The 15,333-nt window shown below is 62.3% G+C and carries 17 protein-coding genes; 7 read left to right on the plus strand and 10 right to left on the minus strand.

Annotated elements, in window-relative coordinates; all coding sequences use genetic code 11:
* The first annotated feature begins 164 nt into the window (after positions 1-164).
* The 3 genes from EY713_RS17145 (at position 165) to rsmA (ending at position 3,039) form a co-directional block, all read left to right on the plus strand.
* A complete protein-coding gene (locus EY713_RS17145) occupies positions 165-1,088 on the plus strand; it encodes a SurA N-terminal domain-containing protein (RefSeq protein WP_165491174.1) in 924 nt (307 codons plus the stop codon).
* A gap of 5 nt (positions 1,089-1,093) precedes the next feature.
* The gene (gene pdxA / locus EY713_RS17150) at positions 1,094-2,134 is read left to right on the plus strand and encodes a 4-hydroxythreonine-4-phosphate dehydrogenase PdxA (protein ID WP_131117143.1); all 1,041 of its coding nucleotides are present in this window, start codon (positions 1,094-1,096) and stop codon (positions 2,132-2,134) included.
* 68 nt (positions 2,135-2,202) lie between these two features.
* Positions 2,203-3,039, plus strand: coding sequence for a 16S rRNA (adenine(1518)-N(6)/adenine(1519)-N(6))-dimethyltransferase RsmA (rsmA, locus tag EY713_RS17155; protein ID WP_131119877.1), 837 nt, complete (start codon positions 2,203-2,205; stop codon positions 3,037-3,039).
* A 4-nt stretch (positions 3,040-3,043) separates the two neighbouring features.
* On the opposite strand, the gene gmk is transcribed toward rsmA, so the two are convergent.
* The 7 genes from gmk to fabD all read right to left on the minus strand — a co-directional run bounded on the left by gmk (position 3,044) and on the right by fabD (position 10,442).
* Positions 3,044-3,700, minus strand: coding sequence for a guanylate kinase (gmk, locus tag EY713_RS17160; protein ID WP_245572765.1), 657 nt, complete (start codon positions 3,698-3,700; stop codon positions 3,044-3,046).
* Positions 3,701-3,708: 8 nt separating this feature from the next.
* The gene (locus EY713_RS17165; protein ID WP_131117146.1) at positions 3,709-4,584 is read right to left on the minus strand and encodes a YicC/YloC family endoribonuclease; all 876 of its coding nucleotides are present in this window, start codon (positions 4,582-4,584) and stop codon (positions 3,709-3,711) included.
* A gap of 56 nt (positions 4,585-4,640) precedes the next feature.
* Complete coding sequence (gene mltG, locus EY713_RS17170) at positions 4,641-6,338, minus strand: endolytic transglycosylase MltG (protein WP_245572766.1); 1,698 nt, start codon at positions 6,336-6,338, stop codon at positions 4,641-4,643.
* Positions 6,339-6,720: 382 nt separating this feature from the next.
* A complete protein-coding gene (fabF, locus tag EY713_RS17175) occupies positions 6,721-7,986 on the minus strand; it encodes a beta-ketoacyl-ACP synthase II (protein WP_131119883.1) in 1,266 nt (421 codons plus the stop codon).
* A 141-nt stretch (positions 7,987-8,127) separates the two neighbouring features.
* Positions 8,128-8,367 (minus strand): acyl carrier protein, encoded by a 240-nt coding sequence (locus EY713_RS17180; protein ID WP_131117149.1) that lies wholly within the window; start codon positions 8,365-8,367, stop codon positions 8,128-8,130.
* 378 nt (positions 8,368-8,745) lie between these two features.
* Positions 8,746-9,483, minus strand: a complete 738-nt coding sequence (fabG, locus tag EY713_RS17185; protein ID WP_131117152.1) for a 3-oxoacyl-[acyl-carrier-protein] reductase — start codon at positions 9,481-9,483, stop codon at positions 8,746-8,748.
* The gene (gene fabD, locus EY713_RS17190) at positions 9,483-10,442 is read right to left on the minus strand and encodes an ACP S-malonyltransferase (protein ID WP_131117155.1); all 960 of its coding nucleotides are present in this window, start codon (positions 10,440-10,442) and stop codon (positions 9,483-9,485) included. Before fabD ends, fabG begins: the two co-directional genes overlap by 1 nt.
* A 325-nt stretch (positions 10,443-10,767) precedes the next feature.
* On the opposite strand from fabD, the gene rpsF reads away from it, so the two are divergent.
* From rpsF to rplI, 4 genes are all read left to right on the plus strand, one after another.
* Positions 10,768-11,241, plus strand: a complete 474-nt coding sequence (rpsF, locus tag EY713_RS17195; protein WP_131117158.1) for a 30S ribosomal protein S6 — start codon at positions 10,768-10,770, stop codon at positions 11,239-11,241.
* A complete protein-coding gene (gene rpsR, locus EY713_RS17200; RefSeq protein ID WP_131117161.1) occupies positions 11,241-11,477 on the plus strand; it encodes a 30S ribosomal protein S18 in 237 nt (78 codons plus the stop codon). Before rpsF ends, rpsR begins: the two co-directional genes overlap by 1 nt.
* Before the next feature lie 131 nt (positions 11,478-11,608).
* Positions 11,609-12,610 carry a YybS family protein gene (locus tag EY713_RS17205; RefSeq protein WP_131117164.1) on the plus strand — a complete coding sequence of 334 codons (1,002 nt, stop codon included), beginning with the start codon at positions 11,609-11,611 and terminating at the stop codon, positions 12,608-12,610.
* Positions 12,601-13,170: a 50S ribosomal protein L9 gene (gene rplI, locus EY713_RS17210; protein ID WP_131117167.1), complete on the plus strand. Its 570-nt coding sequence runs from the start codon at positions 12,601-12,603 to the stop codon at positions 13,168-13,170. Before EY713_RS17205 ends, rplI begins: the two co-directional genes overlap by 10 nt.
* Positions 13,171-13,244: 74 nt before the next feature.
* Here rplI and EY713_RS17215 read toward each other — a convergent pair whose 3' ends face one another.
* The 3 genes from EY713_RS17215 to ribH all read right to left on the minus strand — a co-directional run bounded on the left by EY713_RS17215 (position 13,245) and on the right by ribH (position 15,302).
* The gene (locus tag EY713_RS17215; protein WP_245572767.1) at positions 13,245-14,258 is read right to left on the minus strand and encodes an aldose epimerase family protein; all 1,014 of its coding nucleotides are present in this window, start codon (positions 14,256-14,258) and stop codon (positions 13,245-13,247) included.
* Between the two features lie 76 nt (positions 14,259-14,334).
* A complete protein-coding gene (gene nusB, locus EY713_RS17220; protein WP_245504080.1) occupies positions 14,335-14,751 on the minus strand; it encodes a transcription antitermination factor NusB in 417 nt (138 codons plus the stop codon).
* A gap of 59 nt (positions 14,752-14,810) precedes the next feature.
* Positions 14,811-15,302: a 6,7-dimethyl-8-ribityllumazine synthase gene (gene ribH / locus EY713_RS17225; RefSeq protein WP_131119886.1), complete on the minus strand. Its 492-nt coding sequence runs from the start codon at positions 15,300-15,302 to the stop codon at positions 14,811-14,813.
* Positions 15,303-15,333 lie beyond the last annotated feature (31 nt).

A 15,333-nucleotide genomic window follows, 5' to 3' on the forward strand; every position in this document is an offset into this window, starting at 1 on the left:
TTCGCTTGCAATTCGATCTCGCGATACACGGGGCGTGGTCGACAGCGTCCCTATGTGCTGCTTGGTTGTTTGCTTCGGTGTAGGTCGCTGCGAGCGACCGGCTTCTGTCAAAGCCTTGCGGCGCTTGGCTGATGTGCTTTTCTGCTCATAGGACACCCATGCTCATGTCGCGTTCGGTTCCCACCATCGGTACTCTAGCGGTTGCGGCTGTGGCTTTGGGATGGTGTTGGATAGGGTCGGCGGCGCCGGCCTCGGCTCAGGCGATCGCCGCCATCGTCAACGGCGACCCGATCACCACGTCTGATGTCGACGAGCAGATGAAATTTCTTCGCATCATCAAGAAGCCGGCTTCGCGTGCGGATGCCTTGGAGGATCTCGTCGCCGACCGCATCAAGCTGCGCGAAGCCAACAAATATGGGATCGACGCGAGTGATTCCGATCTGAGCCAGACGCTGAACCGGGTGGCGTCCGCGGCGAAAATGCAGCCACAAGCGCTGGCCAACTCGCTGCAGGCCGCCAAGGGTAATACGGATATTATCCGCCAGCATCTCCGCGCCGTCGCGGCCTGGAACAATTACGTCCGCAATCGCAACAAGGCGCTGAACGTCAGCGAGGAAGAGATTACTGCGGCTTTGGCCAAGAGCACGTCTGCCGGTAAAGAATCGGCGGATTACACGTTGCAGCAGGTGGTCTTCGTTGTGCCGAGCGGCGCGAGCGCTGGCGTCCTTGAAGGACGTATGCGGGAAGCCCAGGCGTTGCGGTCGCGCTTTCAGGATTGTGCGAGCGGCTTGCCGCTGGCCCGCTCGCTCCCCGACGTCGGGATCAAGCCGGCCGTGACACGCAACGCAAGCGCGCTCTCGGCCAAGACCCGGGAGACGCTGGATCAGACGCCAAAGGGCAGGCTGACAGCACCGGAGCGGTCGGCCTCGGGCATCGAGATGATCGCCGTCTGTGGCCGTGACGACGAGGCGGATCGGACGACGGTGCGCGACAACATTCAGGCTGATCTGATCACCGAACGCTTGTCGAAGATTGCCGATCGCATGTACCAGGATTTGCGAAAGACCGCCGTCGTCGAAAAGCATTGACGGTTATGTCAGCATTGCCGCTGCCGATCGCTCTAACGCAGGGCGATCCGTCGGGAATCGGGCCCGACCTGACCTTGTCGGCCTGGATGCGTCGCACTGGTGAGACGGTGCCGTTCTATGTCGTCGCAGATCCCGCCCTGCTGGCAAAGCGTGCAGAGTTGCTCGGGCTCGATGTCGAGATCGTCGAGACGACCCCGGCTGATGCGGCAGGTTTGTTCAGCTCACGCCTGCCGGTGGTCCCTTTGAGCAGGCGCGTCAGCGGTTCGCCGGGCCAGCCGTGCGTCGAGGACGCGGCTGGAACAATCGAGGCGATCGAGACGGCGGTTCAGCATGTCCGCTCCGGCCTCGCCGCAGCGGTGGTGACCAATCCGATCGCCAAAAGCGTGCTCTATGCTTCGGGTTTCGCCCATCCTGGCCATACTGAATTTCTCGGCGAACTCGCAGCACGGTTCTGGAATGTGCCGCGTCCCCTGGCCGTCATGATGATCTGGTCGGACATGCTGGCGGTCGTGCCTGTTACGATCCACATCGCCCTTGCGGATGTGCAGGCCGGGCTCTCCGGCTCGTTGATCGAAGCGACCGCTCGGATCGTCGATCACGATTGCCGGCTACGCTTCGGCATCGGAAAGCCGCGGCTGGCTTGTGCCGGGCTCAACCCTCACGCGGGTGAAGGGGGCAGCATGGGCCGCGATGAGATCGACATGATCATTCCGGCCCTCGAGGCCCTCCGTGCGAGCGGCATCGACATCACGGGACCGTTTCCGGCCGATACGCTCTTCACGTCCGCGGCGCGCCCTGGCTATGACGTTGCCCTCGCGATGTATCATGATCAGGCTTTGATCCCGATTAAGACACTGGCGTTCGACGAGGCCGTCAACGTGACGCTTGGTCTGCCGTTCATCCGAACGTCGCCGGACCATGGCACGGCCTTCGACATCGCTGGTCGTGGGATAGCACGCGACACCAGCCTCGTTGCGGCCCTGGCACTCGCGGGTCGGCTTGCCGTGCAGGAACGAGCCGGCTTGTCGCCTGGCTCCCTCGTTTGACCCTGCTGCCGGACGATGTTGAGCGTGAGACGGCCGATGGCCTCCCTCCCTTGCGGGAGGTCGTCAGAATGCACGGGCTCGACGCCAAAAAAACGCTTGGTCAGAATTTTCTCTTCGACCTCAACCTGACCGGCAAGATCGCACGCGCCGCCGGCCCGCTCGAGGGGCAGACCGTGTTTGAAGTCGGCCCGGGGCCAGGTGGGCTGACCCGCGCCTTGCTGCTGGCCGGCGCGTCTCATGTGATCGCGGTTGAGCGCGACAAGCGCTGCCTTCCGGCTCTAGCCGAGATTGAAGCTCACTACCCCGGTCGCCTGACCATCATCGAGGGCGATGCGCTAACGCTCGACCCGGCCGTCCTGGCGCGCGGGGTGCCCGGCGGTCGACTAAGGGTCGTGGCCAATCTGCCGTATAATATTGGAACGGCCCTGCTGACACGCTGGCTCGAAGCCGAACCCTGGCCGCCGTGGTTCGATCGGCTTGTGCTCATGTTTCAGCGTGAGGTCGGCGAACGGATCGTCGCGGGGGTGGAGGATCGCGCCGAATATGGTCGGCTCGGCGTTCTCTGCGGCTGGCGGACCGAGGCTCGCATGCTATTCGACGTGCCACCCCAAGCCTTTACGCCGCCGCCAAAAATCATGTCCTCAGTCGTCGAGTTACGGCCGCGCGATGTGCCCTTGCCATGTTCGGGGTCTGATCTGGCGGCCGTCACGCTGGCGGCCTTCGGGCAGCGTCGGAAGATGCTGCGGCAGTCGTTGAAATCGTTGTCGCTGCATGGCGGCCCGATCGATGTGCCGCTTATGCTGGAGCAGACTGGCCTCGATGGATCGACCCGCGCCGAGGAAATCGACATCGCAGGCTTTGTCGCTCTCGCGCGTGTCTACGGTGAGATGTCGCGCCGACGTTGATCCGCTATTCGCGCAGCAACGTCGCAACGAAAGCGGAAACGCCGGTCTCGACCCTTACGCGCTTCAGTCGCTCGGCCGTTAAAATATCCAGCACATCCGTGAAGGTCTTCTGCAGGTCGTCGTTGATCAGCACGTAATCATAGGCCGTCCAGCGCGCGATCTCGTTTCGCGCATTGGTCAGGCGTTGCTCGATGACATCGGCCTGGTCCTCGGCGCGCCGCTCGAGACGGGCCCGCAACTCCCGCATGGAGGGCGGCAGAATGAAGATCGTGACGACATCTGCCGGGGCCTTGCTCCGAACCTGCTGCGTGCCCTGGTAATCGATATCGAACAGCACATCTCGGCCAGCCGCGATCACGTCTTCGACCGGGCCGCGGGGTGTTCCATAGAAGTTGCCGTGAACCTCTGCCGATTCCAGAAGATCGTCGTGATCGCGCAAGGCCTGAAACCGCTCGTGCGTGACGAAATGGTAGTGGATCCCGTCAGCTTCACTCGACCGCCGAGCCCGCGTCGTCACCGAAACCGACAGCGTGAGATCCGATTCCTTCTTTTGCAACAGCATGCGGGTCAGGGTCGTCTTGCCGGCTCCTGACGGTGACGAGAGGATCAGCATCAAGCCACGACGCTTGAGAAGGGCTGGATGGTGCTGACCGAGCGGCATGAGGTTCTCTATTCCAGATTTTGGATTTGTTCGCGAAATTGCTCGATCCGATGGCGAAGGTCCAGCCCGATCCCGGTCAGAGCCGCATCGTTTGACTTGGCACAGAGCGTGTTGGCCTCGCGGCCAAGTTCTTGCGCCAGAAAATCCAGCTTTCGACCGACGATGCCGCCGTCGGTGATCAGGTCCAAGGCGGCGCGGTGGTGAATGCGAAGCCGATCGAGCTCCTCGCGGATGTCGGCCCGCGCCGCCTGCATCACGGCTTCCTGATGCAGGCGGTTCGGATCGAGCGCCGGAACCGCATCGATCAACCCTCGCACTGCTTCGACCAGTCGGTCGAAGACCGCCTCGACGCCGCGCCCGGGCGCATCCTCGGCGGCCGTAGTCAAGGCTGCGATGTCGCTCAGTTGCGCCAGCAGAACACTCCGAAGACCAGAGCCCTCGGCGACCCGCGCGGTTTGCAATTGGCCGAGCGTGATCGTCAACACATCGAGCGCCGCACGGTCGATCGTCGCGCGAACGGATGGGTCCTCGGTCGGCTCGGTGAGGTCGACGACACCCCGAATGCCGAGCAGACCATCCATCGTGACCCGCCCTACCCCGGCGCCCGGTGGCGTAGCGGCGTCGATTGCGGCGATCAACCCGCGCAAAATCGCTTCGTCGATCCGGACCACAGGTGGTTGCGGCGGCCGTTGCAACAGCAGCACTGCGTGGCACGTCCCGCGCCCGATCACGGCCGCGATCCGCGCGCGACATTCAGGTTCGAGTCCGTCGAACCCGTTCGGCAGCCGCACTCTGATGTCGAGCCCCTTACCGTTTACGGTCTTGAGTTCCCAAGCGAGGCTGCCGGCCACGATCGTCGACGAGGCGCGAGCAAAACCCGTCATGCTGGCGAGTGTCGTCGCTGTCGATCGCTCGCCCGACTGGCTTGCCTCGAGCGAGGTCAATTGACGGAGGTCGCGAGGGGAACGACGGGCGGCAGCGCGCGGATGGTCGGGACGATCTTGGCCGAGCTCAGGTCATAGCTCTTGTCGCGTAGAGGATCGAAGGCGGTCCCTTCGGAGGCATCGATGATGGAGCCTTTCCCGAAGCGCCGGTTTGATATCGGCGGTGAATTGTCGTTTGGGGTATCGAGCGAGACGGCACCGGGCTGTGGTTGTCGATCGTTCGACGTCTGAAGCCCGTAAGCGCGAGCGCGAGCCTTCTGGTCGGCCAATTGCTGCGCCGAAACCGGGAATGTGGCCATCGAGCCGGTTGCGGACTGTGCGGGATCGGCGACATAGCCGCCCTCATCGAGATCCGCATCGCCGACACCGGCTTTGGATCGCACCCCAGCAACCTCAATATCGAGTTCGTCAAAATTACCGTTTGGGGCATAGGCATTAGCGGTTGCCGGCTTTGTCGACAGCGGTGTCGAAGGCGCGGCGTCGAAACCCTTGAACGGAAAAGCAGCAAGACGGGAGGGTTGCGGCGACAGTGCCGTCGCCAATGTGCCGCTCGGAAGCTCGCCATAGACGGTCTCACCGCCATTGTTGTCGCTCCGCTGATTGCTCCGCGGCGCAACCGCGCCGGCTGGGACAGGCGCCGTGACCTTGTCGGCATCGGGCGAGACCTTGTCCTTCGCATCCTTCTCGATCTGCCTCCAACGCAACACGTTCGCGCGGTGCTGATCGAGATTGTCCGCGAAAGCATGCCCACCAGTTCCGTCGGCAACGAAATACAGCTCCTTGGTCCGGGACGGGCTCGCGACAGCCTCGAGCGCGGCCTTACCCGGATTAGCGATCGGGCCAGGGGGCAGGCCCGTGATCGCATAGGTGTTATACGGCGTTTTCTGTTCGAGCTCGCTCTTGAGAATACCACGCCCGAGCGTGCCTTTGCCGCCGACAAGGCCGTAAACGATTGTCGGATCCGATTGCAGAGGCATGTTGCGGACAAGCCGGTTGACGAAAACACCGGCGACGCGCGGTCGCTCGTCGGCGCGACCCGTTTCCTTCTCGACAATCGACGCGAGGGTGACGAGTTCGTAGGGCGAGCGGATCGGCGTATCGGGTGAGCGGCGTGCCCAAACATCCGCCAGAATCTTTTTCTGCTCGGCCTGCATGTTGCGGATCACCTGATCGCGCGTCGTGCCCCGCGCGAATTTGAACGTATCGGGCATCAAGGTACCTTCCTTGGGCACCTCCTTGATGTCTCCCGCCAGGACGTCGTCGTCGCGCAGTCGATCGACGACCTGCTCGCTCGTGAGCCCCTCGGGAATCGTGATGGAATGCAGGATCTGCTTACCCGACACGAGCGTATCGATCACGTCACGCAAGCTGGCCGCCTGCTTGAACATATATTCGCCGGCCTTGACCTTGCCGCGATTGCCCTCGATCCAAAGCGCCGCCGTCATCAAGGGTCGGCTTTCGACGACGCCCTCATCAGCCAATTGATCGACGATGCCGGACACATCCGTTCCGGGCGCGATCGTCACGGCTTTATCGGCCGGCAGAGGTCCGGGCGTGTTGATGCGCTGTTCGCCAAGCGACCACGCGACCGCAAGAGCAATGGCGGCGATGCCGATGAAAGACAGGAGCCCGCTCGCGATGCCGACGATGGGCCGGCGGCGCTTGTTTTGCGGGGGCTGCGGCGGCTGAGGCACGTCATCAGGCTGCAAGGCTTCGCGCGGGCTTCGAAGCGAACGGCGCCCCCCGAAGCTCGATCGTCTCTCGGCCGGACCCTGCGTTGGCGATGTTGGATCTTTCGGAGTGTCGACCATCATCAAACCGTGAGTTGCGGATGTGAATATGTAGGGCGCGACCCTAAGGCTTTTGCGCCGCGGCGACTACCGCAAGGTGAACGACGGCATCACGGCCTCCGACGGAGATGCGCCGATCCGCCCCGGAACCCTGCAACAACAGCACTGAAAATGTGGCGACGCAGCGACAAACCAGTGAGAGGTCACGAAACGCTATTGTCATGTTGCAGACTTGTCGCGTGACGGTGGTTCCAGAGAGCCAGGGCGGCACAGCGTCGACGACGTATCAGTGTTCGACGCGTTTGAAGATGAGTGACGCATTGGTGCCGCCGAAGCCGAATGAATTCGACAGCACATGCGTGATCGGACGGGCTTTGGCCGTGTGGGCCACCAGATCGATCTGCGTCTCGACCGACGGGTGATCGAGGTTGAGTGTCGGCGGGACGATCTGATCGCGGATCGCCAGCAAGGAAAAGATCGCCTCGACGGCTCCTGCCGCGCCCAAAAGATGGCCTGTGGCGGATTTCGTCGACGACATGGCAACCGAGGACGCCGCATCGCCGAGGACGCGCTCGACAGCGCGGAGTTCGATCTCGTCGCCCAACGGCGTCGAAGTCCCATGAGCGTTGATATAGTCGATGTCGCTGGCCGAGAGGCCCGCTCGCTTCAAGGCCGCCGACATGCACCGAAAGGCGCCGTCGCCATCTTCGGCTGGTGCCGTGATATGATGCGCGTCCCCCGACATGCCGTAGCCGACCACCTCGCCATAGATCTTGGCGCCACGGGCCTTGGCATGCTCAAAGCTTTCGAGAACGACGCAGCCTGCGCCTTCGCCCATGATGAAACCGTCGCGATCCCGATCATACGGGCGGGAGGCGGCTTGCGGCCGATCGTTGAAGCCGGTCGTCAGGGCGCGACAGGCCGCGAAGCCAGCGAATGACAGTCGGTTGACGGCCGATTCCGTGCCGCCCGCCACCATGACTTCCGCGTCGCCAAATTGGATGATGCGAGCCGCATCGCCGATCGCATGCGCGCCTGTGGAACAAGCCGTGACGACGGCATGGTTCGGTCCCTTGAGGCCATAGCGGATCGATACATACCCGCCGGCGAGATTGATAAGGCGGCCGGGAATGAAAAAGGGTGAGATCCGGCGCGGCCCTTTTTCGTCGAGCAGAAGCGCACCGTCGTTAATGCCGCCGAGTCCTCCGATACCGGATCCGATCATAACCCCGGTCTCGATCTGATCCTCATAGCGGGTCGGAAGCCAATCGGCGTCGGCTAAGGCCTGCCCTGCGGCACCCATCGCAAAGACGATGAAATCATCGACCTTGCGCTGCTCTTTTGGCTCCATCCAACGAGCGGGATCGAAGCTCCCGTCGGTGCCGTCGCCCCGCGGCACTTCGCATCCGATCTTGCACGGCAGATCGGACACATCGAACCGATCAATCAGTTTGGCGCCGTTCTTGCCCTCGAGGAGAGCGCGCCAGGATGTGTCGACATCGCCGCCGAGCGGCGTCACCATACCGACCCCGGTAACTACAACGCGCCTCAATGAATCCACCTCATCACCCTCAAGCTCCGAAGCTTTCGGAGCAAGAGGATCTTTCCGCGCTTCGCTTCATCAGACGCCGGTTCTGCGACCGGCTTGAACCGCATCACCGGCTCTGCACCCTGCTCGGCAGGACGTGCTGGCTTAAGCCTTTTTGTTCTTTTCCAAGAACCGGACGGCATCGCCGACCGTGACAATCGTCTCGGCAGCATCGTCCGGGATTTCAACACCGAACTCTTCTTCGAAGGCCATCACGAGTTCGACCGTGTCGAGCGAATCTGCGCCAAGATCGTCAATGAAATTAGCGTTATCGACGACCTTTTCCGGCTCGACGCCGAGATGTTCAACCACGATCTTCTTTACGCGCTCGGCGACATCGCTCATTTTTGTATCCTCGTTCATATTCATTTTGGTTGGTCACGCTCACCGTGGTGATGCATGACCGCTGCCCCCTCGTGGACCGTTCGACCGACCATCGTCAGACCGGACAGCCACGAGAAACGAAAGCTCTCCCACGTTCCGCGTGACCGAAGGTTCGCCCTGAAGACCGAACCAACAGCTGCGTCGCGGGCACCTCGACTTGAAACACGAAGACCTCGAACCGTCACTCGACTTTTCGCTTCGCATGCAAATCATCCGACGAAACCCAGTGTTTTTCCACTGATAATCCGTCGGCGGCGCTGGGTCGTAACATACTTTATAGACGATTGCGAGAGACCCGCCAGCGGATCCTCATGGGCTCGACCAAGACCAATAAGGCTCTCAAATCATTGCCATTCCGCCATTGACGTGAAGAGTCTGCCCCGTCACATAGCCGGCTTCTTGGCTTGCGAGATAGACAACTGCGGAAGCAACGTCCGATCCGTTGCCTAGACGTCGAGCCGGGACGGAAGCAAGTATTGATTCCTTTTGTTTGTCGTTCAGCACGTCCGTCATCGGGCTCTCGATGAAACCTGGGGCGACGCAGTTCACCGTCACGTTCCGCGTGGCGACCTCGCCGGCCAAGGACTTCGACATGCCGATCATCCCGGCCTTTGAGGCGGCGTAATTGCTCTGACCTGGATTGCCCATCACCCCGACCACGGAGGTGATCCCGATAATCCGGCCATAGCGTCGACGCGTCATGCTTTTCAGCGCCGCGCGAGCCAACATGAACCCTGCTGTCAAATTGACCATCAGCACGACATTCCAATCATCATCCTTCATCCGCAGCGCCAGCGTATCGCGCGTCACGCCGGCATTGTTGACCAGGATATCGAGAGGGCCTGCCGCCTCTTCGGCTCGCGCCACAAGGGTCTTGACCTGTTCGGGATCCGACAGATCGCATTGCACCGGGAAGCTTCTCTCGCCCAGGGTTGAGGCAAGCGTCTCGAGCGCCTCGACACGCGTTCCCGACAGAACGACCGTCGCGCCCTGCTGGTGGAGTGCGGTCGCGATCGCCTGGCCGAGGCCGCCCGTTGCACCCGTGACGAGCGCGGTTTTCCCCGATAGATCGAACATCAATGCTCCTGGATCGAATTGCGAGCCGCCGCAAAGGCCTCGATATCTGCCGGCGTTCCGACCGATATCGTCCGCAGTCCTGGCGTGATGCGCTTGACGAGACCGCATAGAACGGCGCCCGAACCGAGTTCGACAAGATCATCGACACCGGCCTCGGCCATCGTCAGCACGACGTCTCGCCAGCGAACGGTGCCGCAAATCTGTGCCACCAGGGATTGCCTGATGGAGTCGACGTCGGATACCGGCTTACCATCCCGGTTGGCGAAGAGCGGGACGACAGGCGGATGCATCGACACCGTCGCAAGCGCATCCTGCATTTTATCGGCGGCAGACCGCATGAGACCGCAATGAAAAGGAGCGGAGACATTGAGCAGCACGGCTCGCTTGACGCCCCGCTGCTTGGCCAAAGCGATCGCGCGGTCGATCGCAGCCGCGTGACCCGATAGGACGACCTGTCCGCCTCCGTTATCATTCGCGACATCGCAGACGTCGCCTTCAGCGGCGTCGGCCGCGATGGCGCCGGCTTGTTCGGCATCGGTCCCCAGCAACGCCGCCATGGCACCCACCCCGGCCGGAACCGCAGCCTGCATGGCTTCACCCCTGAGACGGAGCAGACGCGCGGCGTCGAAGATGGAAAGAGCACCTGCAGCCGCGAGAGCTGAATATTCGCCAAGCGAATGACCGGCCACGAAGGCGGCCTGGGTTGCGAGGTCCAAACCGGCATGGGCCTGCAACACGCGAACGACCGCGAGGCTCGTCGCCATCAAAGCCGGCTGAGCGTTGGCGGTCGCGGTCAGATCCGCCTCGGGTCCCTCGAAGATGGTCGCCGAAAGCTCTTGGCCGAGCGCGGCATCAACCTCGTCGAACACGGCTCGCGCTTCGGGGAAGCGATCAGCCAGGGCCTTGCCCATTCCGACGCTTTGCGACCCCTGCCCTGGAAACATAAACGCTGTTGTCATCGGCCTCGGCAAATCGTTCAACGCTTTATCAATCAAGATGTGCGGAGTGCCACTGCAGCCTCTCGCCTGTCAAGCGAAGGCACGGCTCCCGCTTTGGAGCGGTCACTCGCGACGGCAAGGGTTGCGCGTGGCTTGAATGTCTGTATGGTGCGCCCTCCGCAGCATCCTGGCCGGGGGCTGAACGGAGGGCATCGTCGTTTCTTGACGATGTAGGGCACCCGCCCGTCTTCCCGTGTTCCCGCCTTCGAATGAAACCGCTCGAGCCTTACCGAGGCTCGAAGGGCTCCGCGCCGGATGCGAGCGTGAACCAGAAAGGCAAGTCATAATGGCTCTTTACGAGCACGTTTATATGGCTCGTCAGGACGTAACCGCCCAACAGGTGGAAACGCTGACCGAGCAACTCAAAGGTATCATCGAGGCCAATGGCGGCAAGATCGCCAAGGTGGAATATTGGGGCGTCAAATCCCTCGCCTACCGGATCAAGAAGAACCGCAAGGCGCATTTCACGCTGATGAACATCGATGCCCCCTCGGCCGCTCTGGTCGAGATGGAGCGCCAGATGCGCATCAACGAAGATGTGCTCCGCATCCTGACGATCCGCGTCGATGAGCACGAGGAAGGCCAATCGGCCATGCTGCGCAAGCGCGAAGACAGCGATCGTGACGATCGTGGTGACCGCGGCGAGCGTCGCGGCAGTGGCGGCGGCCGCTTCGATCGGAGCGACCGTGCTCCGCGCGGCCCGCGTCCTCAGGAAGGTGGCTTCCAGGGTTCAGGCTTCCAAGGTGGAGGAGAAGCATAATGGCTACCGCTCCGCGTCGCCCGTTCTTCCGTCGTCGTAAGACCTGCCCGTTCTCCGGCCCGAACGCGCCGAAGATCGATTACAAGGACACACGTCTTCTGTCGCGCTACGTGTCCGAGCGTGGCAAGATCGTGCCGTCCCGCATCACGGCGGTCTCGGCCAAAAAGCAGCGCGAACTCGCGACTGCCATCAAGCGGGCGCGTTTCTTGGGCATCTTGCCCTACATGATCCGTTAAAAAGCTTCGGGCGGGTTTACTTGCCCATGACGTCGGCGCGTCGAGAGCGAAACTCGGGCGCTTGGCTGGGGGCCGGAACAAGGATGTTCACGGCCTCCTAACCCCTCATTTCGAGGCGGGACAGCTCGACCATGATGAAAACCTCAGGTGTGGCGGTTAGCGCCGGTCTCGCAGCGGCCCTGCTGTTCGTGGTTTCCGCGAAGGGTACGGCCGTCGCGACCCTCATGGCGTATTTCACCGCCCTTCCGATTATGATCGCAGCGGTCGGCTTCGGACATCTATCCGGACTTGCCGGCGCCTTGATCGGCACCGGCGCCGTGACTCTGGCGCTTGGCCCTGTCCTTGGCGCATTTTTCGCCATCGCCTTTGCGTTTCCTGGCTGGTGGCTTTCCTATCTGGCTTTGCTGGCGCGTCCCGCGCCCGAACTGGTCGCCGTTACAGGACAATCCCAGTCGGCTTCGCCTCCGCTCTTGTGGTATCCGCTCGGTCGGCTCGTCACCTGGGGCGCAGCGCTCGCGAGCTTCGCCGTGCTGATGATGGGCACCGCGATCGTGATCCGGTTCGGCGGCTATGACAAAGCTTTCGACGTGATGTCCGGGCGTCTTGAAGCGATCCTTGGGCTGCCGGTCAAGTCGACCGGCATCAATCCTTCGGAGTTTGCTGGGCTCGTGGTCCGCATCCTACCGCTGGCGATGGCGGCCTCGTCATTCATCATGTTGATGCTCAACCTCTGGCTCGCTGGTCGCATCAGTGAGATCTCGCATCGCTTGATCCGTCCGTGGCCGTCTGTGCCGGATGGATTGATGCTGCCCCGCTGGGCCCCAGCCCTCGTTCTTCTCGGGGTTTTGCCGCTCTTTGCCGATGGGTTGATCGGCATTGGGGCCGCGACTGTCGCGGCGTCCTTCGCGACGGCTTTTGCTTTGCAAGGTTTGGCGACCGCCCATGTGCTGACGCGCGGCTTCACGGCCCGGCGCGCCATTCTGGCGGCCATCTATGTGGTGACCGCCATGATCATGCCATGGCCGCTCATCGCCCTCACACTCATCGGACTCGTGGACTGCCTGTTTTCCCTCAGGTTTCGCCGCACACCGACGTCTCATTCCAATTCAACAGGAGGTACACCATGGAAGTAATTTTGCTCGAACGCGTTGCTAAGCTCGGCCAGATGGGCGAGCGCGTCCGCGTCAAGGACGGCTTTGCCCGCAACTTTCTTTTGCCGCGCGGCAAGGCTTTGCGCGCCACGGAAGGCAATGCCAAGCGCTTCGAGACGCAGCGCGTTCAGCTCGAGACCCGCAACCTCGAGCTCAAGACCGAAGCCTCGGCCATTGCCGAGCAACTCGACGGTCAGACCTTCACGATGATCCGTCAGGCCGGCGAAACCGGACAGCTTTACGGATCGGTGTCGACGCGCGATATCGCAGAAGCCATCACGGAAGGTGGTTTCTCGGCGACGCGCAATCAGGTCGTTCTCGCCACCCCGATCAAGACGATCGGCCTGCATATTCTGCCGGTTCAGTTGCACCCGGAAGTCGAAGCCAAGGTGACGATCAACGTCGCCCGGTCGCCGGAAGAAGCCGAGCGTCAGCTCAAGGGTGAAGAGATCAACGTTCGCGAGGAAATGTCTCTCGACGATCTCGGGCTTGAGATTGGCGCAGCCTTGGCCGAGAGCGACGGAAGCCTCGGCGACCGCTAAGCTTCGGCGCCTTCGGGCAAGCCCTCACAGATCAAGCCGCGCGGTGTCTGCCGCGCGGTTTTTTTTATGCCAGTTCAGGAGAAGCGGAATTCGGTCCGATGGCTGTAGACCTCGCCAGGACGAAGAACGGTTGAGGGGAATGTCGGTTGGTTCGGTGAGTCGGGAAAGAATTGCGTCTCGAGACACAGAGCGCCGAACTGGTCGTATGTTGCACCATCCAAACCGGGGACCGGGCAATTGAGGAACGCGGCATTGTAAAATTGCACGCCAGGCTGATCGGTGTGGACCTGCAGCGTCACATCGCTCTTGGACGAATGAACGGTCGCCGCATGATCGAGAGCGCCGCCGAACCGTCCGCCGCGGAGGACGTAGTTGATGTCATAGACCTGGATCGCTTCGTGCCGCACCGGGCGCGCTTCACGGAAGTCGAATGGCGTCCCCTCTACGGGTGCAATCTCGCCCGTGGGGATGCTGTTGGTGTCCACCGGCGTCATGCGATCGGCGAAGATCGTCACGTCATGATCGAGAATGTCGGTCGACCCATCCAGATTGAAATAGGAATGGTTGGTGAGGTTGACGACGGTCGCGGCGTCGCTTGTGGCCGTGAGCTCGATCCGAAGCGTGGCGGGCTCGATCAGCGTGTAGGTGCAGGTCGCGTCAAGCGTGCCGGGGAAGCCCTGATCTCCATCATCGGACCGGAGCGTCAACGTCACCGAATGTGTCGTATGGGCCTTGACGGTCCAGACGCGGACGCCGAAGCCCTTCGGTCCGCCATGCAGGCATGTGATGCCTTTCTCGTTACAGGCGAGATCGTGGCGCTTTCCGTCCAGCGTGAAACCGCCCGCGATCCGATTGGCAAAGCGACCCGGGACCGCGCCGAAATAAGGTGAATGGGCCACATAATCGTCGATGGAATTGAGCCCGAGCACCACGCGTTGCAGGCCCGACCGCGACGGCACGATCATGTCGCGGATGACGGCACCCCACGACAGCACCGAAACCGAAGCGCCGCTATCGGCTCTGAGGATGATCTCCTGAACCTCGAGACCGTCCACGACCCCAAACGTCTTCATCTGCGCGTCGCTCATCGCTTTCCTCCCATGTCGCCTATACGTCTGAGAACGCCGAGCACGGACGTTGGATCGTCCGGTCGCTCGCTATCGTTCAGGCGGGTGTCTGTCGGCGCGGCTCGAATTCATCGGATCGGAGCGTGTGGGCCAGTCCGTCCAACACGCCGTTCACCAGACCCACCTCTTCCCGATCGAAGAAAGCAGCGGCCAAATCGGCATATTCGGTGATGACGACGCGCGCCGGGACGTCACCGCGCCGCATGAGCTCATAGGTTCCGCAACGCAGGATGGCTCGAAGAACCGCTTCGACGCGCCGCAGCGGCCAACCAGCCTGCAAAGCCTCGTCCGTCATCTTATCGATCGCGGTCTGGTGATCGAGAACGCCTTGCAGGATATTGCGGAAGAAAGCGATCTCGGCCGGGCGATACTGATCGCCTTCGACCTCCTGCCCGATCCAATGCGACTCGAATTCGGCGAAGATCTCGTTGAGACCCTTCCGGGCAACTTCCATCTGGTACAGGGCCTGCACGGCCGCGAGCCGGGCGGCGGCGCGTTGCTCTCCGCGCGCCACTACTTGGCCTCGACCTTGCGCTGCAGTCGCAGTAGCGCCAGAGCCGCCCGGGCGGCATCGCCGCCCTTATCGCCACGCGCCGGATCAGCCCGCTCCATCGCTTGTTCCTCGTTTTCGACCGTCAGAATGCCGTTGCCGAGCGGCAACCGTCGGGTCAGCGCGACCGCCATGATGCCGCGACTGCTCTCGTTCGAGACGATCTCGAAATGATAGGTCTCGCCGCGCATCACGCAGCCGAGAACGACGACCGCATCATAGGCGCGTTCGTTGCCATAAGCGGCATCGACGCAAATCGCCACCGCGATCGGGATCTCGAGAGCGCCCGGAAGCGAAATCACATCATAGGTCGCGCCGGCCGCCGTCACGGCCGCGACAGCTCCCGCCAACAAGGCCGTCCCGATCGCATCGTAGAACCGCGCCTCGGCGATGAGGATATGGGCCGGAGCCACGGTTTCGACCGTGTCGGGGAGGATACGGCTTGGTTCTGCCATCAGGGTCTCGGGTCGGGTCGACACAGCGGGA

Origin of the sequence: Lichenihabitans psoromatis (assembly GCF_004323635.1) — a bacterium.
In the GTDB taxonomy this organism is placed as follows: Bacteria; Pseudomonadota; Alphaproteobacteria; order Rhizobiales; family Beijerinckiaceae; genus Lichenihabitans; species Lichenihabitans psoromatis.